The following is a 25415-nucleotide window of genomic DNA, read 5'->3' as shown; positions in this document are numbered from 1 at the left end:
AGGGTATTAAAATGAGTGCTGGTAATAAGAAATATGAAATAGACATGACGGAGGGGGCTCTTCTGCCGAAGATTCTCCTTTTTTCTATACCACTGATGATCTCGAGCGTTTTACAGCTTTTGTTTAATGCTGCAGATATTGTGGTTGTGGGACAGTTTTCCGGCGATGAGACCATGGGTGCCAACTGCGTTGCAGCCATAGGATCAACGGGAGCAGTAATAAACTTGCTCCTTAGTGTTTTCATGGGACTATCCGTAGGTGTAAATGTTCTGGCGGCAAGATATTTTGCAGGTAAGCAGAAAAGAGAGATGAGTGAGACGGTTCACACAACTGTAGCACTTGCGCTTATCGGCGGTGTTATCATTGCAGTCATCGGTTTTCTTGCATCTAAACCTATCCTGGAGCTTATGGGATCACCTGAGGAAGTAATCGATCTTTCTGCTCTTTATATGAGAATCTATTTTATAGGAATGCCTGTGACGCTTCTTTACAATTTCGGTGCAGCTGTTCTAAGGGCAACAGGGGATACCAGAAGACCTCTGTATTACCTTATGGGAGCAGGTGTCATAAATGTTATCCTGAATCTTATTTTCGTCATTCTTCTTCAGATGAATGTGGCAGGCGTTGCGCTGGCTACCATAATTGCACAGGCAGTATCCGCAGCTCTTATAGTAAGAGCTCTTATGAATACGGAAGAAAGCTATAAGCTTGATCTTAGAAAAATCCGGGTGAACATGGATAAGGCAAGAAGGATCATAAGAGTCGGACTTCCTGCAGGACTTCAGGGGACAATCTTTTCATTTTCAAATGTACTTATTCAGTCATCTATAAATGAGTTTGGTGCAACAGCAATGGCGGGAAGCGCAGCAGGTGCCAACCTTGAGGGCTTTGTATATATGGCTATGAACTCCATTTATCAGGCCTGCGTATCCTTTACCAGCCAGAATGTAGGTGCAGGTAAGGCTGACAGAATAGGGAAGGTTCTTCGTAACTGCCTTGCTATAGTAGCGGTTGTGGGACTTGCTATGGGTAATCTGTTCTATCTCTTTGGACCAAAGCTTGTGGCAATATATACTGCTGAGCCGGATACCATAAAGTTTGGTGTTGAGCGTATGGCTATCATCTGCACATTGTATTTTCTGTGCGGATGTATGGATGTAATATGCGGAAGCCTTCGAGGAATGGGATATTCTACCGTACCTATGATAGTATCTATAGTAGGTGCTTGTGGCCTTAGAATTGTTTGGATTTTGACGATATTTAGAATATATCATTCGCTGACGGTTCTTTATATTTCATATCCTGTGACCTGGTTTATAACCGCATCCGCTCATCTTATTAGTTATTTCATCATAAAGAAAAAGGTCATTTCCAAGATGGGACCGGGAAAGGCAGAAATTGCGTAAATGAGTAATATTAAGGCAGTAATATTTGATCTTGACGGAACACTTTTATATACACTCGAGGACCTTATGCTGAGTGTCAATTATGCACTTGAAAAGCATGGTATGGAAACCTGTTCACTGCATGATATACAATACAGAGTGGGAAACGGAGTGCAGAAGCTGATGGAACGCTGTGTTCCCGGAGGTCTTTCAAATCCGGATTTTGAAGCAGCATTTGCAGACTTTAAGGAGCATTACAAGCTTCATTGCAACGATAACAGTGGCCCCTACAAGGGAATTCCTGAGCTTCTTACGGCTCTTAAAGAGATGGGTTATAAGCTTGCAATTGTATCAAATAAATTTATGGATGCCACAAAGGAGCTGGCGGAGCTGTATTTTAAGGATACAATAGATGTTGCCATAGGCGAGAGCGCCGGCATTCGTAAAAAGCCGGAACCCGATACCGTTATAGAAGCCATGAAGATTTTAGGTGTCACAGCATCTGATTGCGTGTATGTAGGTGATTCTGATGTGGATATAAAAACGGCAGCTAATTCGGGTATGCCCTGCATAAGTGTTGCATGGGGGTTTCGTACCAGGGAAGAGCAACTCGAAGCCGGCGGTAAGATATTTGCAGATGTACCGGATGATATAATAAAATTACTTGAAGAAGAATTTTGCTAATTACAGGGGGAACTAATTTGCAGCAAAACATAATACAGTTCGTAATACTTGTTTTACTGGTCTTTTTATCGGCGTTCTTTTCATCGGCAGAGACAGCCATGAGTTGTGTCAGCAGAGTGAGAATAAAGACGCTTGTTGATGAAAATAATAAGAGAGCAATAGCTGTTTCTCAGATTCTTGATAATTATCAGAAGATGCTCTCAGCGGTGCTTATCGGTAATAACATAGTCAATCTGTCAGCATCTGCTCTTGCTACCATGTTTGTACAAAGGCTGTGGGGTGACTGGGCTGTAAGTATAGGAACAGGAGTCCTTACAATAGCTGTTCTCATAATCGGTGAGATTATTCCTAAGACAATAGCTACAACCTATGCTGAGAATCTTTCGCTTTATTATGCAAGAATTATCCTTGCGATCATGTGGGTGCTTACGCCCTTTATCTGGATCGTTAATACCATAGCCGATGTGGTACTTGGAATCCTTCGGATCGATAAAAACAGCAAAACTGTCATGACTGAGAACGAGCTTAAGACCTACGTTGATGTAAGCCATGAGGACGGTGTAATCGAGAGCGGTGAGAAGGAGATCATTTACAACATTTTTGAATTCAGTGACGCTGTTGCCAAGGATGTCATGATCCCCAGAATTGATATGAGCTGCGTCAGCGCTGATGCTGAATATCACGAGGTCATGAGAGTCTTTAAGCAGGAGATGTATACCAGAATTCCTGTTTATGAGGACAATCAGGATAATATAATCGGACTTATAAATATCAAGGATATAGTGCTGGTATCCGATAAGGACAATTTCAAGATAAGTGATTATTTAAGAGAAGCTTATTACACCTACGAATATAAAAAGACGGCGGACCTTCTTGTGGAGATGAGGAAAAATGCCCAGAACGTTGCCTTTGTCCTTAGTGAATACGGCGCAACGGTTGGTATGATCACGCTGGAAGACCTCCTTGAAGAAATCGTTGGTGAGATCAGAGATGAATATGATACGGACGAAGAGGAGCAGATTAGAGAGCTTGGCGATGGAAGGTTCCTTGTAGAAGGAAATATGAAGCTGGATGATATCAATGATGCTCTTGGAACTCAGTTTGAATCTGACGATTATGATTCAATCGGCGGACTGATGATAGAGAATCTCGACAGATTGCCAAGAGGCGGCGAGACCACAAAGCTGGATAACGGAGTGGAGCTTACCGCAAGTGCCATAAAGAGAAACCGTATTACTGCGGTGCTGGTTTACATACCTGAGGGCACTTTTGATACAAAGGAAAGTCAGACCGAGACAGAACAGGATACGGAAGAATAAAAAACGCAGGCTGCAATTAAATTTGTAGCCTGCGTTATTTTTCGAGCATTTTCTCCGGTATAATGATGCTCTTACTTATTTGCTGAGTCTAAGGCTTCGGCAATCTTAGATTCAATAAGCTTTTTAACCATACCAGCTATTTCAGTGGTGTTCATGTCCTTATATTCATCGTAGTAGATGGGCTTAAGGAAATGCACCTGTGTAGTCACAGGCTTTAAAGAATTGAGTTCAAAGGGCTTATAGGAATCAACAAGCGCCACCGGAACTATTGGCTGTTTTGACCAGAGAGCCGTCTTGAAGGCTCCCGGCATAAATTCCTGCAAAGTATTCTGATTGTGATCGTATCCTCCTTCAGGAAAGAGAATGTACCTTCTTCCGTCTTTTACCTCATCTGCCATCTGGCGCATGCTCTTAATCTGAGCACGCATATCATTTTTATCAAGACGAATTCCGCGCAGTAGTCCTATGAATTCATTTGTAAGTATCATCTTTGAACGATCAAGATCTATAACAACACTACAGGGTTCATCATGAGAATTGATGATGCCAAGAGCATCAAATTTGCCCTGATGATTGGGAATCATTATATATCCACCTTCCTTTGGAAGGTTATCTAATCCGTAGCAGTTAGTTTTGATAAAACAGTTTTGCATAACCTTGCGGACCATGTTTCTTGCGATTTTGTAGCAATACTCATCACTGTATTTTCCGGGCTTTCTCATGATGATCCTTGCCCGTATGATGTAATAGATAATCAGAGGTAAAGAGACTATTATTACGTAATAAAATCTAAGCATTCGATAAATAAACCTTTCTGGCCTGGCTTGTTTATAGAGATATTATACCTTATTTTGGAAGCTTTTTATAAACAATTTCTGTATATGCGATTCTGTATATATGCACAATTGGAATGTCTATTTTTCTTTATTTATTCACAATTGAGAAAACGTAAAAGTTAATATAGAATGATTTAGGGTTAATTAAAACATTTAATCAATTATTTGTTTTAATAATATGACATCAGGGAGGGAATTACAATAGTCTTTGAAAATATGGCCCTTTGCGTGGGGGCAGGGCAGAATAACTTCTCCATGAAAAGGGGAAGCTTTAAGTATAAACAGAGTTTTGACTGGAAAGAACAGTGTGTTTTGAAGGAAACGGAAAATACTCCGGATGGGACAGATTATAAATATGAGTGCAAAAAAGCCGGAGAGATTCTGACACTTAGGGTTACAAAGAGCGGGGACAGGACTGAGATCAGGTTGTCATCCGAAGCCGGCAGTGCTTCTAAGATAAACCGATTTTGGCTGAGCTTTCCTACAAATCCGGGTGAACATATCTACGGATGCGGGGAGACTTATTCAGAGTTTGATCTTAAAGGGCAGAAGGTAAGGATATGGGTTGCGGAGCATCAGAATGCATCCAGAATTTCCAAAAAGCTTATAAAGGAAAAACTGAGGGGACCTCGTCCAAAGAAAAAGCTGTCCTTTGATAAGTACGAGTCCTATTATGTGCAGCCCACATTCACATCTTCGGATAAGTACTATGTTCACGTGGATATGAACGCTTACGGTGAATTTGATTTTTCGAAGCCTGACAGGATTACACTTTATACGCAGGAATTTCCGGTTATAAAAAGTGAGAGAGCTGCTTCTTTTACAGAACTATCCGACAAGCTTACAGCGCTTCTTGGACGTCAAAGAAGGCTTCCTGACTGGATCTATGATGGTGGCATCATTGCCATGCAGGACTGGATCAGGGATGGTGATAAGGTAAAAGAAGGCTTTGACGGATGCGGCAATATCGACAGGAAGCTTGAAGAGCTTTCCGGGGAAAATAGCAAAGTTGTCGGTGTCTGGTGCCAGGACTGGTGTGGTTGTCGCTGTACAGGCTTTGGCTATCAGGTTATGTGGAACTGGAGATATAATGAGCAGCAATATCCCAATCTCCCATCCAAGATAAAAGAATGGAAGGAGAAAGGCGTCAGATTCCTTGGTTACATCAATCCTTTTATCGCTCTTGAGAAGGATATTTACGAGACAGCAAAAGAAAAGGGATACTGCGTAAAGGATAGAAACGGAGACGATTATCTTGTTACGATAACAACATTTCCGGCTGCAATGGTGGATTTCACTAATCCTGAAGCCTACAACTGGTATAAGAATATCATCAAGGAAAATATGATAGGGATCGGCATGGGCGGCTGGATGGCTGATTTTGGTGAGTACCTGCCGGTGGATGCTGTGCTCTATGACGGGGATCCTAAGGCCCTTCACAATAAGTGGCCGGGTATCTGGGCACAGATGAACAGAGAGGCCATAGAAGAGTGCGGCGTAGAGGATGAAGTCTTCTTTTTCACAAGAGCAGGCTATACGCAGAGTCTTGGCAGTGCGGCCATGATGTGGACAGGGGATCAGCATGTAGACTGGTCGGTGGATGATGGAATTCCATCTGTAATACCTGCAACTCTGTCACTTGCCATGTCAGGATACGGCATAACTCATTCGGATGCAGGCGGATATACCACCATAATGCACATGAGAAGAACTAAGGAACTTCTTATGAGATGGGAAGAGATGAATGCATTTTCGCCTCTTTTCAGAACTCATGAGGGCAATCAGCCCGGGAACAATGTGCAGTTTGACTCAGATGAAGAGCTTTTGAAGCACACAGCAATGTGCACAAGGATTCATGCAAGGCTTGGATTTTATATTAAAGAACTCGTTAATGAGGCGGCAGAGAAAGGGACTCCCGTCATCAGGCCTGTGTTCTATCACTATGATGAATCCTGGGCTTACAGCGAGATGACAGAGTATCTTTTGGGAAGAGATATTCTGGTTGCACCTGTTCTTGAAGCAGGTACCGACAAAAGGACGGTTACACTACCTGATGATACATGGGTACATCTTTATACAGGTAAGGAGTACAAGAAGGGGGTTTGTACTGTGGATGCGCCTGTTGGGAAGCCATGTGTATTTGTCAGAAAAAGCTCTGAGAAATTCGATGAGCTTATCACAATAAGAGAATAATTAAATGGGGTTTAATGAGATGGGTAATAATAGAGAAGATAAGTTTCTTTCAAAATGTGCTTACGGCCTTGCTGACATTTACGGCGGCGGTGCATTTGTTGTAATCAGCACATTTTTCACGGTATTTCTTACAAAGGCGCTTGGAATGTCGCCTGCACTTGTAGGTACAATCCCGCTTATAGGAAAAGTATGGGATGCAATTACAGACCCTATAATGGGCAATATAGTTGACAGAACCAGCTCGAAATTCGGAGCAAAACGTTTTTACATTCTTATCGGAAGTATCATATCTGCTATTACGTTTCTGATGCTTTGGATGAATGCAGGCATTGAGAGCGTGGGCGGACAGTATGCCTTTTATGCACTTATGTATATGCTGTTTTCAACGGGCTTCACTATCGTAATGGTACCTTATAACGGACTTCTTCCGGATATGGTTGATGACTACAATAAGCGAGGCAGCTTTTCCGGAATAAGAACTGTATTTTCAAGCTTTGGTGCAATTCTGGCAGGCCTTGTACCTACCATCATTATCACAGATAACACCAATGAGGGCCTGTATTTTACAGTTGCGATCATTTTCTCAGTGATCTTCCTTGTGGTGGTTTTACTTACCTTCTTCGGAACCTGGGAAAAGCAGAAGGAACCCGTAAAGGTTCCGTTAAGAAAGAGCCTTGTGCAGTCCTTTACAGTATATAAGAGCTTTTCCTTTAAGCTTTTTATCTGCATCTTCCTTGCAGGACAGGGTGCTGCTGATTTTGTTACAGGCCTTGCGGTTTACTATGTTGATGACGTGCTTAATGCATACTCCGGCGGCCGTTTCACAATCATGATGGGAGTATTGCTTCTTGCTCAGTTTACAGGCACGATACTGTTCTCGATAATCATGCCAAAGACATCCAAGAAGTTCCCGATACTTATCGGCTTCCCTGTGAGAATGATCGCTACTGTTGCACTGCTGTTCCTCTCCTATGAGGGAGCACCTTTTGTTATAATCCTTGTGCTTTCATTCATAATAGGACTTGGTATGGCTGCTTCATCAGTAAGTATCTACGCTATATTGTCCGACATGGCGGATGTGGATGAGCTTATTACCTCAATAAGACGTCCCGGAACAGTATCCGGAATGGCGACCTTCATCAGAAAGATTGCAACCGGACTTAGTTCGACTATAATAGGTATTTGTCTCGCAATGATCGGATATGATGAGAACCTTGCTTCTCAGAAGCTGAGACAGGCAGCAGGAACGCAGATGGGTATTACACAGCTCTATGTTTGGATTCCCGTTGCTCTGATGGCTCTGGCGATTGTGTTCGCGGTTCTGTTCCCGATGAATAAGCCTGAGTACGATATCATTAAAAAAGAAATTATGCGAAGAAGAGGAGAGGATGATTCAAAGATCACTTCTCAGGAGATCGCTGTATGTGAAAAGGTTACAGGATTCAAATATGATAAACTCTGGAATGAGGACAATGCTCTGAAGTTCTAAGCTAATAAAAGCAGATTTAATTCCGCAGGCTTGTGGTAGTTAGATCTGCTTAAAAAATAAGACAATTGATTAAAATTGTTAATTAAAGGGGAAAAGAAATGAGTAACACAAAACGAGGAATGCACCTGATACTGGGACCTGTGCTGTTCCTGCTGATAAGTCTTTGTCTTGGCAAAACAGGTCTTATCGATTATACCGCTGCAAAGGGTATAGGAACTGCGGTCTGGATGATCTACTGGTGGGTTACAAGACCGGTTGACATAACTGTAACGGCGCTTCTTCCCGGAGTTATAAATGCGATTTTTGCTATCGTTCCCATGGAGAATGTTATAAGCCAGTATGCATCAAGCAGTATTATTCTGATCTTCGGCTCATGCCTTTTGACAGCTCCCTGGAGTGAGATAGGACTTGATAAGAGAATATCACTTAAGGCTCTTTCGCTTATCGGACCTTCCATGAAATCTCAGATTACCGTATGGCTCATTGCAGCCATTGTGCTTTCAAACATGATGCCCAACGTAGTTGTAGTTGCTATTTTCACACCTATCGCTGTATCAATGCTGGCGGCAGCAGGTTATAAGGATATCAAAAACTGCGAAGCTGCAACACCTATCCTTTGCGCCATTGCCTGGGGTTCTCAGGTCGGCGGTGCCGGCACACCTCTTGGCGGTGCAATGAACATCACAGCCATAGCCTTTATTGAAGAGTTTACAGGTAAGGAATTTATGTACATTGATTGGATTACCAGAATGCTTCCTTACACAATTATCGCTACAGTAGCAGTGCTTCTTACAATGCTTCTTAAACCCATGAAGACAAACTCTCTTGAGGGAACAAAGGAATATTTTGAAAAATGCTACAAGGACCTTGGCCCCATGAAAAAGGATGAGAAAGTAAGTCTTGTTCTCTTTATTGTAGCTATGCTCGGTTCATTTGTAAGACCCTTATATGCGGATCTGATTCCGGGACTTGTTCCTGCATATCTTTTCCTGCTTCTTGGTTTTGCTAACTTTGTTATCGTATCTTTCGAGAAAAAGGAACTGCTTCTTACCTGGGAAAAGGCCCAGAAGGAAGTTATGTGGGGAATGCTTCTTCTTTTTGCAGGCGGCCTTGCTCTTGGACAGATCCTTACAGGCTCAGGTGCTAATGATGCTATCGCCGGTGTGATCTCATCTGCCAACTTAAATGGCGGATTTGTAACAATACTGGTATTTACACTTTTTGCCTGCATTATATCCGAGATGACAAACAGTACAGTATCTGCAGCTGTTACACTGCCTATAGTAATTGGTGTAACGCAGAAGATGGGACTTAATCCCATTCCTTATGTCTTCACAACAGCAATGGGCATGAACTTTGAATCAATTCTTCCTGTAAGTGTAAGAGCTATTTCCGTATCATACGGTCTTGATCCTGACAAACTTCTTAAGAATGGTCTTGTGGTAGCTTTGGTGAGAATGCTCATAGCGGTAGCGGTTGGATACGTGACAATGCTTGTATGGCCTGGGTTTGGTACACTGTAAATTAAAAAAGTTAATCAAAATCACTTTTTCTTTTATGTGACTAATTAACAAAATAGATTAAACAAATTAAACAAAACGCCAAAGTTAATAAAACCCATATATTAGCTGTTGACTGTAAAATGTGAGGTGTTATTATTATAATTGCTTAAAGCGATTAACTAATATAGTTTTAGGAGGCAATATAATGAAATTTTTCTTAGACAGTGCGAAACTCGATGAAATCAAATTAGCTTACAATACATTCGGTATTGACGGTGTAACAACAAATCCCCGTCACATCATGTTAAGTGGTAAGCCTTTCATGACAGCTATTACCGATATTGCAAACTGGATCAAGGAAGAGGGTCTTGAGGGAGTTGATAAGTTCCCTGTATCAGTTGAGATCAATCCTCACTTCGATAAGGCAGAGGATATGGTAGAGATGGCAAGAAAGGTTGCTAAGATCAGCCCTAACTTCGTAATCAAGATTCCTGCAATCGAGCCCGGTATCACAGCTGCAAGAATCCTTGAGAAGGAAGGCATCAGAACAAACGTAACTCTGATCTTCTCACCTTCACAGGCTATTCTTCCTGCAAAGAACGGTTCACTTTTCGTTTCACCTTTCATCGGTTGGAAAGAGCAGAACGGTGAGGATTGCAAGGAATATATCAAGAACATCGTAGAGATCTACAAGAACTACGGTTTCTATGGCAAGACACAGATCATCTGTGCAGCAATCCGTACACCTAAGCAGATCGCTGATTGCGCTGTAGCAGGTGCTGACATCGTTACATGCGGACTTGCAGTATTCCAGGATTGCATGAAGCATGCATACACAAACCAGGGGCTTAACACATTCTGTGAAGCTTGGGATAACACAGTTACCGAGTGATCGAAACCTTAAAAATATTAAAGGGAGATAGAGAGATATGAAAATCGGTTTTATCGGACTTGGCATCATGGGAGAGTCCATGTGCGAGAACATAGTAAAAAAGCATGACGACACTGTTTACTGCTTCGACTTCATCAAAGAGAAGGTTGACCTTCTTGCATCTAAGGGCGCAGTTCCCTGCGAGAATTCAGTAGAGCTTGCAAAGCAGTCAGATGTCATCATTTCAATGGTTCCAAAGAGTGAGCACTCAAGATCAGTATACGAGGCAATCGTTGATGTTCTTGATTCGTCTAAGACTTGCATAGATATGAGCACAATCGATCCCAGCGTTTCAGTTGAGATCTCAGAGATGGTTAAAAAGACAGGTGCAGGCTTCATCGATGCACCTGTAGTTAAGTCAAAGCCCGCAGCTATTGAAGGTACACTTGGTATCTACGTAGGCGGCGATGAGAAGACTTACGAAGCTATGAAGCCCATCCTTTTATACATGGGCTGCAACGTAATCCGCATGGGTGATAACGGCAAGGGTCTTGTAATGAAGATCTGCCACAATGCACTTGTTTCACAGATTCAGAACGGTGTTAACGAGACAATCACACTTGCAAAGGCAAACGGAATTTCAATTCCTGATTTCACAACAGCTGTTTCATACGGCGGAGCTGCTAACTGGTACCTTGATGGACAGGCTAAGAAGCTTGAAGCGGAGGATTACACAACAGCATTCTCAATCGAGAATATGGCTAAGGATGTAAACATCTGCGTGAACCTTGCAAAGGAGTGCGGAGTTAAGATGCCCGGTGAAGAGAATGCGCTGAATGTATATCAGACAGCTCTTGACAGAGGCATGGCAAAGGAAGACTTCAGAGCAACAATCAAGGTTGTAAGAGACAGATAATAAACGGGAGACAATGATGATAGACAGACTTAATGAAGTAAATGACGTAAAGATCACTTCCGTTTTTGATGAAGAGTTTAAAACCTACGGAAACATCGTTGAGGGTTACGATTTTTCCGAGATGATCAGATACATGGAGGACAACACAGATATCCCGGAGAATGGGAATGTATATGTAGCTTCCGTTCCGGAGATGGAAAAACTTGGTGTTGTAGCAGATGTTCAGGGATTCTTTTATGGGGACATGCCGATCCAGGTCGGCTACTGCAACGGTAGAAATACTACATACAATGGCTTCGAATATCACAAGGGAAGCGAGATAAATGTTGCGGTAACAGATTTTATGTTAGTTCTTGGACATACCTGGGAGATTGCAGCTGATAACACCTATAAGGTAGAGGACGCAAGAGTGTTCTTTGTACCTAAGGGAACAGCAATAGAAATGTTCCAGACGACACTGCATCTTTCACCGGTAAGGGTATGTGATGAAGGCTTTAAGGGAATAATAATTCTTCCAAGAGGAACAAACACACCTCTTGACAGAAAGTCTTCGAAGGAAACAGGAGAAGAGAGACTTCTGCTCCAGAGAAATAAATGGGTAATTTCTCATCCTGAGAGAGAACCACTCATTAAGCAGGGTGCGTTCCCGGGGCTCATCGGTGAGAACAAGGAACTTAAGTATTAACTACAGCAGACATTGATTTTTGGGGAACAAATAAAGAGGTTTTGATATGAATTTTCAGGTGGTATATGTTCCTATCGGAGTAGGAACTTACGAGATGGTAACTGCACATGAGCAGTTTGATAACTCAGCAGAGCTTTTAAAGAAAATTGACAAGGACATAGTTGTTCCTGAAGACATCCTGCTTACAGTAGATGCTGTAGCTGATTTTTTAGGCGATAAGAATCCCGATCTTGTTATTTTACAGAATATTACATTTGCCAATGCAGCTTATGCAAGTGAGGTTCTTAGAAGATTTAATTGTCCTATTCTTCTTTGGACACTTAGGGAGCCTGTCATAGACGGAACAAGACTTCGCAGCAACTCTCTTACAGGAGCATACTCGGCAGCCAATGCTATATGCGCATTCAGAGGACAGGGAAAATTCGAGCATGTATTTGGCGCTCCTTCAGAGGAAAATGTTAAGAGAGAAATTGAAGCAACTATTTTTGCAGCAAGAGTAAAGAAGGATCTTACAGGTCTTAAAATGTCTGCAATAGGTCACACACCTCAGGGTTTTGGTTTTGGAAGAGCATTGGATGCTGAGCTTCTTAGCAAATTCGGTGTAACACTTGAGGCCATCGAAGCAAGAGAGCTTATCAACAAGGCTAAGGCATATACAGATGAGGAGTGTGCTTCTGATCTGGCTGAGGCAAAAGAAAAGGTGGTTGGTCTTGAGAAAATGCCTGAGAACAACATCAAGGATTTTGCAAGACTTTACAAAGCATACAAGGCTTATGTTGAAGACAACCGTATCGGTGCTATCTCTTCACGTTGCTGGCCTGATTTCTTCACAGAATTCGGCACACCTGTATGCATGGTATTATCACTTCTTAATGCGGTTAATATCCCTGCAAGCTGTGAGGCAGACGTATATGGTGCACTTTCAATGTACATCGGAACTGCATTCACAGGTCAGTCCACCTTCTTCGGTGATCCTGTATCAATGGATGAAAAAGAAAGCTCAATCACTTTCTGGCACTGTGGAATGGCAGCATGTAACCTTGCACGTTGCGACACCGGTGCTCAGGTAGGTGTTCATCCCAACAGAAAGATCGGACCTGTTATGGACTTTGGCTGCAAGGCTTCAGAGGAGGCTACAATCTTCAGAGTTGGCCGCACAGCAGAGGGAAAATTCAGATTCTTCATTGCAGAAGGAAATGTAATGGATAAGCCCAAGCAGTTCAACGGTGCATCAATCGTTGTTCAGACTAAGGAGTCAGCAGAAAAAATTGTTAAAGAAACCATTAAGAATGGTTGGGAACCCCACTATGTGGTTATCTACAAAAATATAGCAGAGGAGCTTGAAAAACTTGGTAATATGCTCGATTTAGAGGTTGTACGTTACTAAAAGAGTTGGATATAATTTAATTATGAAATATCAGGGGATAAATTTAGAAAACGTAAAACTTAGTAACCGTTCTTCCATTCTTCTTTTGCTAAACAATAATGGAGCAATGTCAAGAAAAGATATAGCAGAGACGGTTGGCCTAACAGCCGCCTCTGTTACTTTAATATGTTCTGAGCTGATGGAGGAGGGCATAATCGTAGAACTTGGTGAGGCTGCTGAAGAAAAAAGAGCGGGCAGGAAAAAGATTCTGGTGGACATCAATCCGGAATACAGGAATGTACTGTGCATCGCTGTAGAATCAGATACAACCTACATTGCAGTTACTGATATGAAGGGTAACATGCTTTGCAATTGCAGCCTTCCCACAGACAAGCATGCCAAACCGGAACAGTTCTTTAGAAATGTTACAGATGAATGTCAGAGGCTTTTCTGGAAAAACAACATTGTAAGAGAGAAGCTCATTGGAGCAGCGGTAACAATTCCCGGCAGTGTGGACAGGAAAAGAGGAATAAGTCTCAATACATATAGCATCTGGACTGATAGCATACCAGTTGCTGATCTTATTAAGAAGGATCTTGGGCTTCAGGTGGTTGTTGAGAACAACCTTAAAGCGTATGCGCAGACAGAAGTTTATTTTGGACTTGGACGAACTGTCAGTAATCTTTTCATATTGAAATGGGGTCCCGGTGTCGGTGCTTCCATTATCATTGATGGCAAAATCTATCAGGGTTCAAACAAGATGGCCGGCGAGATCGGTCACATGACTGCAGTAAAGAATGGCCGCAGCTGTAATTGCGGACGTAAGGGCTGTCTTGAGGCTTATGTTTCAACCAAGGCAATAGCCGATGACGTGCAGGCTGAGCTTGACAGAACCGAAGATACTGAGGACAAGCTCGAAAGCGATGCCAATATTGAGAGGATTATTGACAATAAGATAGATATGCTGGCCTTCAATCTCAAAAACAGCATAAGCATTCTTGATTCCAAGAATGTAGTGCTTATCGGATATATGTTTGAGATTCCCGGCTACATGGAGCGTTTTATAAAGGCCTACAAGGAATACGATCCGCTTGTTTCGGATGATTTCTTTGTAAAGAGCGATCTTCATGTAAACAGGGAACATACTGAGGGACTTGCGGTATTTTTAAACGAAGTATTTCTTACCGCTTAAAACATAAACGAGATAAAACCTGATATCACATAATGAATCAGATTAAATTTATAGCAAAATACGAAGGGGATTTGAAAGAAATGGCAAAATATGTAATGGCGCTGGATTCAGGAACTACCAGTAACAGATGTATCCTTTTTAACCAAAAAGGCGAGATCTGCTCCTGCGCCCAGAAAGAATTTACCCAGTTTTTCCCGCAGCCGGGTTGGGTAGAACATGATGCCAGTGAAATCTGGCAGACACAGCTGTCTGTAGCTCGTGAAGCAATGAGCAAGATAGATGCAAGCTTTGAAGATATAGCTGCAATCGGTATCACTAACCAGCGTGAAACAGTTATCGTATGGGACAGAAAAACAGGACAGCCTATATCACACGCAATCGTGTGGCAGTGCCGCAGAACAGCGGACTTTGCTGAGAAAATGAAGGAAGAGGTTCCCGGAATTGTTGAGAAATTCCAGTGCAAGACCGGACTTAAATTCGATCCTTATTTCTCAGGAACAAAGATCAGATGGATACTTGATAATGTTGACGGAGCAAGAAAAAGAGCTGAGAATGGAGAGCTGTGTTTTGGAACTGTTGATTCATGGCTTATTTACAAGCTTACAAAGGGTAAGGTTCATGTAACGGATTATTCCAATGCATCCAGAACACTTCTCTTTAATATAAACACTCTCGAATGGGATAAGGAGCTTTGCGATATCCTTGATATTCCCATGAGCATGCTTCCAGAGGTTAAGCCTTCAAGCTGCATTTACGGAGAGACAGATCCTGAGTTCTTTGGCGGCGAGATAAAGATTGCGGGAGCAGCCGGTGATCAGCAGGCAGCGCTTTTCGGACAGACCTGTTTTGAGGAGGGCGACGCCAAGAATACTTATGGAACAGGATGCTTCATGTTGATGAACACAGGTGATAAGCCTGTTTATTCCAAAAATGATCTTCTTACAACAATCGCATGGGGAATTGACGGTAAGGTGACCTATGCAATAGAAGGTTCTGTGTATGTTGCGGGTGCAGCGATCCAGTGGCTTAGAGATGAGCTCAGAGCCATAGATTCAGCACCGGATTCAGAATATTTTGCAACAAGAGTCAAGGATACAAACGGATGTTACGTAGTACCTGCTTTCACAGGGCTTGGTGCTCCTTATTGGGATCCCTACGCTCGTGGAGCAATAGTTGGTCTCACACGAGGCGTAAATAAATATCACATTATCAGAGCAACAGTTGAGTCTCTGGCTTTCCAGACAGCAGATGTGCTTAAGGCTATGGAGCTTGATACAGGTAAGAAGCTTACAAGTCTCAGAGTAGACGGCGGAGCTTCCAAGAATAACTTCCTTCTTCAGTTCCAGTCAGACATCATTGATACCAATGTTGTAAGACCCAGCTGTGTAGAAACAACAGCAATGGGTGCTGCTTATCTTGCAGGCCTGGCGGTTGACTACTGGAAAAATAAGGAAGATGTCATTAGTAACTGGTCTGTAGACAGAGAGTTTACCAGCACAATGGACAGTGAAAAGAGAGAAAAAGAGCTCGCTGGCTGGAAGCAGGCAGTTGCTTCAACAAGAGGCTGGGCGAGGGAAAGCTGAGGAGAAAAAGTAATGTATGATGTCATAATTATTGGTGCAGGTGTTTCCGGAAGCGCTGTGGCAAGAGAAGTTTCCAGATACAATGTATCAGCATGTGTACTTGAAAAATGTGAGGATGTTTGCGAAGGAACCTCAAAGGCTAATTCAGCCATTGTTCACGCAGGCTTTGATGCTGAGGAAGGATCACTCATGGCAAAGCTTAACGTTGAGGGCAATGAGATGATGGATCAGCTTTCAAGGGATCTGGATATACCTTTTAAGAGAAACGGATCACTTGTTGTATGCGTGCACAAGGAAGAGATAGATGGTCTTAAGACTCTCTATGACAGAGGTGTTAAGAACGGAGTTAAGGGACTTAAGATTCTTACAAGAGAAGAAGCTCTTGAGATGGAGCCCAACCTCTCTGATGATGTTGAAGGAGCGCTCTATGCTCCTACAGGCGGCATTGTTTGTCCCTTTGAACTCAATATAGCAATGGCAGAAAATGCCAACATGAACGGCGTTGAATTCAGATTCAATACTGAAGTTGAGGATATCAAAAAGGGTGAGGATGGTCTTTTCCATATTCGTACAAACAACGGTGAGTATATCAGCAAAGTAGTTGTTAACGCTGCAGGCGTATATGCTGATAAAATCCATAACATGGTAAGTGCTGACAAGATGCACATCATCGAGAGAAGAGGAGATTACCTGCTTCTTGATAAGGAAGTTGGTAATTATGTATCACATACAATTTTCCCGCAGCCTACAAAATACGGTAAGGGAGTACTTGTGACACCCACAGTACACGGAAACCTTCTTGTAGGCCCTACAGCAATTGATCTTGAGAATAAGGAAGGAAACAATACAACAGCAGCAGGTCTTAACGAAGTTACCGCTAAGGCCAGCGAGAATGTAAAGAACCTTCCTCTCAGAAATGTAATTACATCATTCGCAGGACTTCGTGCTCATCTTGAAAGACATGAGTTCGTTATCGAAGAAGTAAAAGATGCTAAAGGCTTTATCGATGTAGCAGGCATCGAGTCTCCCGGACTTACAGCATCTCCCGCAATCGGAAAGATGGTAGGAGATATGCTTAAGGATATGATGGGACTTACAGAGAAGTCAGACTGGATCGCTACCCGCAAAGGTATTAAGAGCACAGAAGGCCTCTCAATCGACGAGATGAATGCGCTCATCAAAGAAAATCCTGCTTATGGAACAATCGTATGCAGGTGTGAATCAATTACAGAAGGTGAGATACTTGATGCTATCCACAGACCTCTCGGCGCACGTTCCCTTGACGGCGTAAAGCGCAGAACAAGAGCAGGAATGGGAAGATGTCAGGCAGGTTTCTGCAGCCCCAGAACAATGGAGATCATCAACAGAGAATTAGGCCTTTCTTATGAAAAGATCACTAAGAGCGGCGGAAAATCCAATATTATTCTTGAAAGAACCAAAGGGGAGGAAAGCCACTCATGAAGACATATGATATCGTAATTGTAGGAGGCGGCCCGGCAGGCCTGGCAGCTGCAGTTGCTGCAAAAGAAGCCGGAAATGACAGCATTCTCATCCTTGAGAGAGACCATGAGCTTGGTGGTATCCTGAATCAGTGTATTCACAACGGATTTGGTCTTCACACATTTAAGGAAGAGCTTACAGGTCCTGAATATGCTTACAGATTTATCAAGCAGGTTATTGACCTTGGCATAGAATATAAGCTCAATACCATGGTAATGGATATTGCGGCTGATAAGACGGTTACAGCTATGAACAGAGAAGATGGAATGTTCCAGATTCCGGCAAAAGCTGTAATCCTTGCAATGGGATGCAGGGAGAGACCCAGAGGAGCTCTCAACATTCCCGGATACAGACCTGCAGGTATTTTCTCAGCAGGTACTGCTCAGAGACTTGTTAATATCGAAGGTTACATGCCCGGACGTGAGGTAGTAATCCTTGGTTCAGGTGATATCGGACTTATCATGGCCCGCAGAATGACTCTTGAAGGCGCTAAGGTTAAGGTTGTGGCTGAGCTTATGCCTTACTCCGGCGGCCTTAAGAGAAATATCGTACAGTGTCTTGATGACTATGGTATTCCGCTTAAGCTCTCACACACTGTCGTTGATATCGAAGGAAAAGATCATGTAACAGCAGTTACAATTGCTGAGGTTGGTCCTGACAGAAAGCCTATCCCCGGAACAGAAATAAGATATACCTGCGATACACTTCTTTTATCCTGCGGACTTATTCCAGAGAACGAGCTTTCAAGATCAGCAGGCGTAAAGATGAGCCCTGTTACATCAGGCCCTGTTGTTAATGAGTCCCTTGAGACCAACATACCCGGTGTATTTGCCTGCGGTAACGTTCTTCACGTACATGATCTCGTTGACTATGTATCTGAGGAAGCTAAGAGAGCCGGAGAAAATGCAGTTAAGTATATTAATGATGGCTGCAAGGCTGCGGACAGCTCAGATGTTATCGAGATCGTAGCTACAGAGGGTGCCAGATATACAGTACCCAGCACTATCGATACTGAGCGCATGAGCGATCTTCTTACAGTAAGATTCAGAGTCGGTGATGTTTATAAGAATTCTTTCGTAAGTGTTTACTTTGACGATGAGAGAATCATGCACAACCAGAAGAGAATCATGGCTCCCGGTGAAATGGAGCAGATTATTCTCAGAAAGACTCAGCTTCAGGAGCACAAGGGACTGAAGAAGATAACTGTAAAGATTGAGAAGGAGTGACCAAAATGGAAAAGAGAGAACTCACATGCATCGGATGCCCCATGGGATGCCAGCTTACAGTTACCATGGAGAACGGTGAAGTAACAGAGGTTACAGGAAATACATGCCAGAAAGGTGATATCTACGCAAGAAAAGAAGTAGTTAACCCCACCAGAATTGTGACAAGCACCATCAGGATCACAGGTGGTGACAAGGAAAGAGTATCAGTAAAGACAGCAAGCGATATTCCCAAGGACAAGATATTTGATGTTATGAAGGATATCGACGCAGCTGTAGTACCTGCTCCTGCCCACATTGGCGATGTTCTTGTAAAGGATGTTGCCGGAACAGGTGTTGATGTTATCGCTACAAGAAATGTAGAGACAGTATAATAAACGGATAAACGGCCCACAAAGGGCCATGTAAGAAAGAAATCGCACAGGCTGCGATTCCTTTTTACATATAATAAAAAGTGCTTTTCGCTTGTCTTAAAGTATGCTATACTACTGAAATGTGGAAAACTATTGTTTTCGGTAATATTCCCAAGCGGAAAAAGGAGAAATATTATGAAGCATGTAAAAACACTTGCAACAAGAAATCTTAAAGAGTCAATGAAAAAGGGTGGCTGCGGTGAGTGCCAGACTTCTTGCCAGTCAGCTTGCAAGACATCTTGCACTGTAGGTAACCAGAGCTGCGAGCAGGCTACAAAATAATTTGGTTCTTAACTGAATAATTATTTAATGTCAGGCAGCGGCCTAGCCGCTGCCTATCTTATGTAACAACTCGATTGGAGTATATTAAGTATCACTTTTCGGTGATCTTTTTATAAATTTAAAATAGTAAGGTAGTGATAATTTTTTATGATTCATGCATACAGGAACAACGGTTATAACATTGTTCTGGATGTAAACAGTGGATCCGTTCACGTGGTGGACGACATTGTTTTTGACCTGACAGGTCCTGTCGAGGAAGCTCTGACAGCCAGATTCGGTTCCGGAGATATTACTGCTCCGAATGCCGAAGGATATGATGATTCTGTATTATGCACAGAGCTCGTATCAGAAATATCCGGTAAGAATCCGGAATTAGCAAATAAATATGGTAGTGACGATCTGAAGGATGCGATTTCAGACATTCTTGAGCTTCGCAGAGGCGAGGTTCTCTACACAGATGATGTATATGAGAATTACGTAGAGGAGTTCAAGGAGAGAGATACAGTTGTTAAGGCTCTCTGCCTCAATATCGCACATGATTGTAACCTCAGATGCAAATATTGCTTTGCCGATGAGGGTGAGTATCACGGAAGACGTGCACTTATGACTGAAGAGGTTGGTAAGGCAGCCCTTGATTTCCTTATTAAGAACTCAGGTGGCAGGAAGAACCTTGAAGTTGATTTCTTTGGCGGCGAACCCCTTTTGAACTGGGATGTCGTTAAGAAGATAGTTGAGTATGGTCGCAGTATTGAGAAGGAGCATGATAAGAATTTCCGCTTCACTCTTACTACGAACGGCACCTTGTTAAATGATGAGATCCTTGAATTTGCCAATAAGGAGATGGGCAACATCGTATTATCAATTGACGGACGTAAGGAAGTTAATGATAAGATGCGTCCCATGCGTGGCGGACAGGGTACTTACGATCAGATAGTTCCCAAGTTCCAGAAGGTGGCTGAGTCAAGGCATCAGCTCAGATACTTTGTAAGAGGTACCTTCACTCACAACAATCTGGATTTCTGTGAGGATGTTAAGCATCTTGCAGACCTTGGATTTAAGCAAATTTCCGTAGAGCCTGTGGTGGCTAAGCCGGAAGACTGGTATGCCATCAAGGAAGAGGATATCCCTTATCTTTGTGAGCAGTATGATGAGCTTGCAAAATTCTACCTTCAGAGACAGAAGGAAGGTAACGGATTTAATTTCTTCCATTTCAATATCGATCTCGAGGGTGGCCCCTGTGTTGCCAAGAGACTTTCAGGATGCGGATCGGGATGCGAATATCTTGGTGTTACTCCCTGGGGAGATCTTTATCCCTGCCATCAGTTTGTTGGTAATGAAGATTTCATCATGGGTAATGTCTATGACGGTATTACAAGACCTGATATCAGGAAGATGTTCAAAGAGAGCAATGTGTACTCCAGACCTGAGTGTCAGAAGTGCTTTGCAAGATATTATTGCAGTGGTGGTTGCGCTGCAAACGCCTACAACTTTAACGGCGATATAAATACAACCTATCAAACGGGATGCGAGCTGCAGAGAAAGCGTATCGAGTGCGCGATTATGATCAAGGCAGCCCTTGCCGAATGATTTAGATGGAGGATTAGGAACAATGAAAAAGGTAAAACCATTTTTAGCTCTGTTAGTAATGTTGTTACTACTGGGCGGCCTCGCTTATTCTTCAGTGTATGGTCTTGGCAGTGACAAGTCCGGTTCACTTAAGAGTATCAACCTCGGACTTGACCTTGCAGGTGGTGTCAGCATCACTTATGAGGTAGGTGGAGAAGAGACACCTAATGCCGAGGATATGTCAGATACTATTTACAAGCTCCAGCAGCGTGTAGATCAGTACAGCACAGAGTCACAGGTTTATCAGGAAGGATCAAACCGTATCAACATCGAGATTCCCGGTGTTACAGATGCTAATAAGATCCTTGAGGAGCTGGGACAGCCCGGTAATCTGTACTTCATCGCTGAGACAGACAGTGAAGGTAACAAGAACTACGAGTACAACATGGGTTACTCAACCGATGAAGAAGGCAACCTCGTAATGGATGAGAATGCCCAGGTCGGTTATGTATTAAATAAGACTATTGAAGAACTCGAAGCAGAAGGCTCTATCGTACTTAAGGGTGAGGATGTAGCTAATGCTCAGGCAGGTTACCAGAATTCCGGTACAGCTAACACTCAGGAAGTAGTAGTAGAGCTTGAGTTCACAGACAATGGTAAGACAAAGTTTGCAGAGGCTACAAAGAAGGCTTTCGCAAACGGCGAGTCAATTGCAATTTATTATGACGGTGAGTTCATTTCAGTTCCCAACGTACAGGCTGAGATCACTGACGGACGTGCCATCATCACAGGTGAGCCTACATTCGAATCAGCATCTAACCTTGCTTCAATGATCCGTATCGGTGGACTTAAGCTTCAGCTTACAGAGCTCCGTTCCAACGTTGTTGGTGCTCAGCTTGGTTCCGATGCAATTCATACAAGTTTGATCGCTGCTATCGTTGGTTTCATAGCAATCATTCTTTTCATGATTATTGTTTACAGAGTGCTTGGTTTTGCAGCAAGTATTGCTCTTAGCTTCTATGTAGGACTTGAGATACTTCTCCTTTCAGCATTCGAGATTACACTTACACTTCCCGGTATCGCAGGTATCATCCTTTCAGTAGGTATGGCTGTAGATGCAAACGTTCTTGTATTTGCACGTATCAGAGAGGAGATCGCAGGCGGTAAGGATGTAAAGGCTGCTATCAAGACAGGTTACAGCAAGGCGCTTTCAGCTATTCTTGATGGTAACATCACAACACTTATTGCAGCTGCTATCCTTGGACTTAGAGGTACAGGTACAGTTAAGGGCTTCGCTTCAACACTTGCTCTTGGTATTATCGTATCTATGTTCACAGCTCTTGTTATTACAAGAATTATGTCAAACATCCTCTTCAATCTTGGTATCCAGGATAAGAAGTGGTATGGCAAGGCTAAGGATCTTAAGCTCATCGACTTCACATCAAAGAGAAAGATGTTCTATGGCATCTCTCTTGCAATTATCCTTGTTGGTTTCGTAACCATGGGTGTAAACGGCGGACGCGGAGTTGGCGCATTCAACTACAGCCTTGATTTCGTAGGTGGTACATCCACAAGCGTTACATTCAATGAGAACTGGACTACAGAGAAGCTTGACAGCGAAGTAGTTCCGAAGATCAAGGAGCTTACAGGTGTTGATTCTGTACAGGTTCAGACAGTATCAGGATCAAATCAGGTTATCTTCAAGACAGTTACTCTTGAAGTAGCACAGCGTGAAGCAATCTCAAACATGTTTGAGACAGATTACAATGTTCCTCAGGAGAACATAGCTGCTGAGAGTATCAGTTCTACAATCAGTAACGAGATGCGTGCAGATGCAACATCTGCTATGATCATTGCTCTTATACTTATGCTTGCATATATCTGGATCAGATTCAGAGATATCAAGTTTGGTGCTGCAGCTATCATCGCTCTTGCACATGATGCACTTATCGTTATCACATGCTATGCACTTACAAGAATTCAGGTTGGTGGTACCTTCATTGCTGCCATCCTTACAATTATCGGTTACTCAATCAACGATACAATCGTTACCTTTGACCGTATCCGTGAGAACCAGTTTGGCATGAGCCACAAAGATGACTATGCTTCACTTGTTAACAAGAGTGTAAGCCAGACAATATCACGAAGCTTGTTCACATCTATCACAACCTTCATCATGGTATTGGCTCTTGCCATCTTTGGTGTGCCGGATATCCGCTTCTTCGCAATTCCTCTTATGGTCGGCGTAGTAGCAGGTACATATTCTTCAATCTTCATCGCATCACCTGTATGGATGGATCTGAAGACACGCTTTAAGGGTGAAAATAAGAAATAATATAGCATTTTAAAACTGCTATAACGAATGAGCATAGGTCAGGGAAATCGTGGATTTTCCTGGCTTTTGCCGTTTTTATAATAAAAAATAACAACAACCTGAGGTAACTATGGCAAAGTGGTTCGTAACCCGAAAAGGGGCAGACTTTAATAAGATCGGACAGGAGCATGGTATATCACCAATTACAGCAAGACTCCTTCGAAACAGAGATGTATATGAATTTGAAGATGTGGAAGCTTTTCTGCACTCAGATATCAGATCGCTTCATAACCCTCATGATTTATTTGATATAGACAAAGCCGCAGCCATAATGAAGGAATGTATCGAACGAGGCGACAATATTCGAATCATAGGTGATTACGATGTTGATGGTATTTGTTCTTCATACATCCTCTATGAAGGAATAAAAAAATGCGAAGGACATGTTGATGTAAGACTTCCTCACAGAGTAGAGGATGGATATGGTCTTAGTGATTCTCTGATTGATAAAGCCCACGAAGAAGGTATTGCAACCATCATAACCTGTGACAATGGAATTGCTGCCATCGCGCAGGTTGCTCATGCGAAAGAGCTTGGTATGACTGTGATAGTCACTGATCATCATGAGGTATTATGCGACAGTGAAGATAAGGACAGAATGCTTCTGCCTGATGCAGATGCTGTTGTTGATCCTAAGAGAAAAGATGATGACAGTCATTTCCGTGAGATATGCGGTGCAATGGTTGCATATAAATTCGTCTGCGTACTTACAGAGCTTATGGGAATCCCGGCAGAGCAAAATGATGAATTTTTCAGAGATCTGAGAATATTCGCCGGATGGGCGACAGTCTGTGACGTAATGCCATTAAAGGATGAAAACAGAATAATCGTAAAGGATTCCTTCAAGAATATACCTTTATCTCATAATGTGGGACTTAATGCACTTATCAGAGAATGCGGTATAGAGGCGGACAGTGTGAACTGCTACATCTATGGCTTTGTTTTGGGACCGTGCCTTAATGCTACAGGAAGACTTGATACAGCAATGAGAGGTCTTGAGCTATTGCTTGAGCAGAATCCCGATGCTGCAGCAGGTATAGCCAGGGAGCTGAAGGAGCTCAATGACAGCCGTAAGGATATGACTAAAGAAGGCCAGGATGCGGCTATGGTAAAGCTTGAGGAGTATAATGGACAGCTTCCCAAGGTGCTTGTAATATATCTTCCTGAGCTTCATGAATCTCTTGCCGGAATAATCGCTGGTCGTGTGAGAGAGGCGACCCACAGACCCACCTACATACTTACTGACACAAGGGATGGAATGCTTAAAGGTTCGGGCAGATCTATCGAGGCATATCATATGCATGATGCACTTAGTGAATGCAGGGAGCTTTTACTTAAGTTTGGCGGACATAAAATGGCTGCAGGCTTTTCTTTGGAAAAAGAGAATCTTGAAGCCTTTAATAAGGCACTCAATGACAACTGTAATCTTGCAGAGGATGATTTTCAGGAAGTTCTTCATATAGATATGGAGCTTCCGCCGGAATATCTCAATATTCCGCTTCTTAGAGAATTTGAGGAAATAGGCCCCTATGGAACAGGTAACGAGGAGCCTCTTTTTGCTGCAAGAAACATAGAGCTTTTAAGAGGCAGAGTTATCGGTAAAAATGCAAATGTAGGAAAGTTCCAGATAATGGATACTACAGGCAGATGCTACGATATGATGGTATTTAACGGGCTTGATAAGTGGGATGAATTTCTGAATGAAACATTCGGAGAAGAAAATGTCAAAAAGCTTTATAATGGTTCATTAAATGATAAAATGTATATAAACATGGCATACAAACCGCAGATCAATGACTATAGGGGAGTGGAATCTTTGCAGATAATACTTAAGGATTACATGAAATGTACTGAAAAAAAGTCTTCATAAACCACAAAACACACGCATAAAGCGTGTGTCAGCGGTTTCTTATGAGGGGGAGATAGTTAGTTCATCAACTATCTTGATACATAATATACAGTACAAATGTGAATAGAATATGTTTAAAACCTTAAGGAAAACGAAAGATTCTTAAGATTTTTTGTAGAAAAGGAGA

General features: G+C 42.6%; 20 protein-coding genes. 19 read left to right on the top strand and 1 reads right to left on the bottom strand.

Annotated elements, in window-relative coordinates; translation table 11 throughout:
• Nucleotides 1-11 precede the first annotated feature (11 nt).
• The 3 genes from G608_RS0106090 to G608_RS20120 are packed head-to-tail and all read left to right on the top strand — an operon-like array spanning nucleotide 12 to nucleotide 3388.
• Nucleotides 12-1406, top strand: a complete 1395-nt coding sequence (locus tag G608_RS0106090) for an MATE family efflux transporter (RefSeq protein WP_035794836.1) — start codon at nucleotides 12-14, stop codon at nucleotides 1404-1406.
• Nucleotides 1407-2069 carry an HAD family hydrolase gene (locus G608_RS0106085; protein WP_026495291.1) on the top strand — a complete coding sequence of 221 codons (663 nt, stop codon included), beginning with the start codon at nucleotides 1407-1409 and terminating at the stop codon, nucleotides 2067-2069.
• 17 nt (nucleotides 2070-2086) lie between these two features.
• Nucleotides 2087-3388: an HlyC/CorC family transporter gene (locus G608_RS20120; protein WP_035794834.1), complete on the top strand. Its 1302-nt coding sequence runs from the start codon at nucleotides 2087-2089 to the stop codon at nucleotides 3386-3388.
• A gap of 71 nt (nucleotides 3389-3459) precedes the next feature.
• On the opposite strand, the gene G608_RS0106075 is transcribed toward G608_RS20120, so the two are convergent.
• Nucleotides 3460-4185 (bottom strand): lysophospholipid acyltransferase family protein, encoded by a 726-nt coding sequence (locus G608_RS0106075; RefSeq protein WP_026495290.1) that lies wholly within the window; start codon nucleotides 4183-4185, stop codon nucleotides 3460-3462.
• A 255-nt stretch (nucleotides 4186-4440) separates the two neighbouring features.
• Between G608_RS0106075 and G608_RS20115 the strand changes: the two genes are divergently transcribed.
• From G608_RS20115 to recJ, 16 genes are all read left to right on the top strand, one after another.
• Nucleotides 4441-6417: an alpha-glucosidase gene (locus tag G608_RS20115; protein WP_051208914.1), complete on the top strand. Its 1977-nt coding sequence runs from the start codon at nucleotides 4441-4443 to the stop codon at nucleotides 6415-6417.
• Between the two features lie 4 nt (nucleotides 6418-6421).
• A complete protein-coding gene (locus G608_RS20110) occupies nucleotides 6422-7906 on the top strand; it encodes an MFS transporter (protein ID WP_051208913.1) in 1485 nt (494 codons plus the stop codon).
• Nucleotides 7907-8004: 98 nt separating this feature from the next.
• Nucleotides 8005-9429 (top strand): SLC13 family permease, encoded by a 1425-nt coding sequence (locus G608_RS0106060; RefSeq protein ID WP_026495289.1) that lies wholly within the window; start codon nucleotides 8005-8007, stop codon nucleotides 9427-9429.
• A 184-nt stretch (nucleotides 9430-9613) separates the two neighbouring features.
• Nucleotides 9614-10300, top strand: coding sequence for a transaldolase family protein (locus G608_RS0106055; RefSeq protein ID WP_026495288.1), 687 nt, complete (start codon nucleotides 9614-9616; stop codon nucleotides 10298-10300).
• 37 nt (nucleotides 10301-10337) lie between these two features.
• Nucleotides 10338-11195, top strand: a complete 858-nt coding sequence (locus G608_RS0106050; RefSeq protein ID WP_026495287.1) for an NAD(P)-dependent oxidoreductase — start codon at nucleotides 10338-10340, stop codon at nucleotides 11193-11195.
• 16 nt (nucleotides 11196-11211) lie between these two features.
• Nucleotides 11212-11880: a DUF4867 family protein gene (locus G608_RS0106045; RefSeq protein ID WP_026495286.1), complete on the top strand. Its 669-nt coding sequence runs from the start codon at nucleotides 11212-11214 to the stop codon at nucleotides 11878-11880.
• 46 nt (nucleotides 11881-11926) lie between these two features.
• Nucleotides 11927-13267, top strand: a complete 1341-nt coding sequence (locus G608_RS0106040) for a fucose isomerase (RefSeq protein WP_026495285.1) — start codon at nucleotides 11927-11929, stop codon at nucleotides 13265-13267.
• Between the two features lie 22 nt (nucleotides 13268-13289).
• On the top strand, nucleotides 13290-14438 hold the full coding sequence (locus G608_RS0106035; RefSeq protein ID WP_026495284.1) for an ROK family transcriptional regulator: 1149 nt from the start codon (nucleotides 13290-13292) through the stop codon (nucleotides 14436-14438).
• An 80-nt stretch (nucleotides 14439-14518) separates the two neighbouring features.
• Nucleotides 14519-16021: a glycerol kinase GlpK gene (gene glpK, locus G608_RS0106030; protein ID WP_026495283.1), complete on the top strand. Its 1503-nt coding sequence runs from the start codon at nucleotides 14519-14521 to the stop codon at nucleotides 16019-16021.
• Nucleotides 16022-16033: 12 nt separating this feature from the next.
• A complete protein-coding gene (locus tag G608_RS0106025) occupies nucleotides 16034-17482 on the top strand; it encodes an NAD(P)/FAD-dependent oxidoreductase (RefSeq protein WP_026495282.1) in 1449 nt (482 codons plus the stop codon).
• Entirely contained in the window at nucleotides 17479-18747 is a 1269-nt protein-coding gene (locus G608_RS0106020) for an NAD(P)/FAD-dependent oxidoreductase (protein ID WP_026495281.1), read from the top strand. The genes G608_RS0106025 and G608_RS0106020 overlap by 4 nt, the downstream gene beginning before the upstream one ends.
• A gap of 5 nt (nucleotides 18748-18752) precedes the next feature.
• A complete protein-coding gene (locus tag G608_RS0106015; RefSeq protein ID WP_026495280.1) occupies nucleotides 18753-19118 on the top strand; it encodes a DUF1667 domain-containing protein in 366 nt (121 codons plus the stop codon).
• A 174-nt stretch (nucleotides 19119-19292) separates the two neighbouring features.
• On the top strand, nucleotides 19293-19439 hold the full coding sequence (scfA, locus tag G608_RS20105; RefSeq protein WP_035791893.1) for a six-cysteine ranthipeptide SCIFF: 147 nt from the start codon (nucleotides 19293-19295) through the stop codon (nucleotides 19437-19439).
• A gap of 147 nt (nucleotides 19440-19586) precedes the next feature.
• Entirely contained in the window at nucleotides 19587-21026 is a 1440-nt protein-coding gene (gene scfB / locus G608_RS0106005; protein WP_026495279.1) for a thioether cross-link-forming SCIFF peptide maturase, read from the top strand.
• A 22-nt stretch (nucleotides 21027-21048) separates the two neighbouring features.
• The gene (secD, locus tag G608_RS0106000) at nucleotides 21049-23340 is read left to right on the top strand and encodes a protein translocase subunit SecD (RefSeq protein WP_026495278.1); all 2292 of its coding nucleotides are present in this window, start codon (nucleotides 21049-21051) and stop codon (nucleotides 23338-23340) included.
• 109 nt (nucleotides 23341-23449) lie between these two features.
• Nucleotides 23450-25249, top strand: a complete 1800-nt coding sequence (gene recJ / locus G608_RS0105995) for a single-stranded-DNA-specific exonuclease RecJ (RefSeq protein ID WP_026495277.1) — start codon at nucleotides 23450-23452, stop codon at nucleotides 25247-25249.
• Nucleotides 25250-25415: the final 166 nt, after the last annotated feature.

The sequence above is a fragment of the Butyrivibrio sp. WCD3002 genome, from assembly GCF_000424265.1.
Lineage (GTDB): Bacteria > Bacillota > Clostridia > Lachnospirales > Lachnospiraceae > Butyrivibrio.
This window is presented reverse-complemented; position numbering and strand designations above follow the sequence as displayed.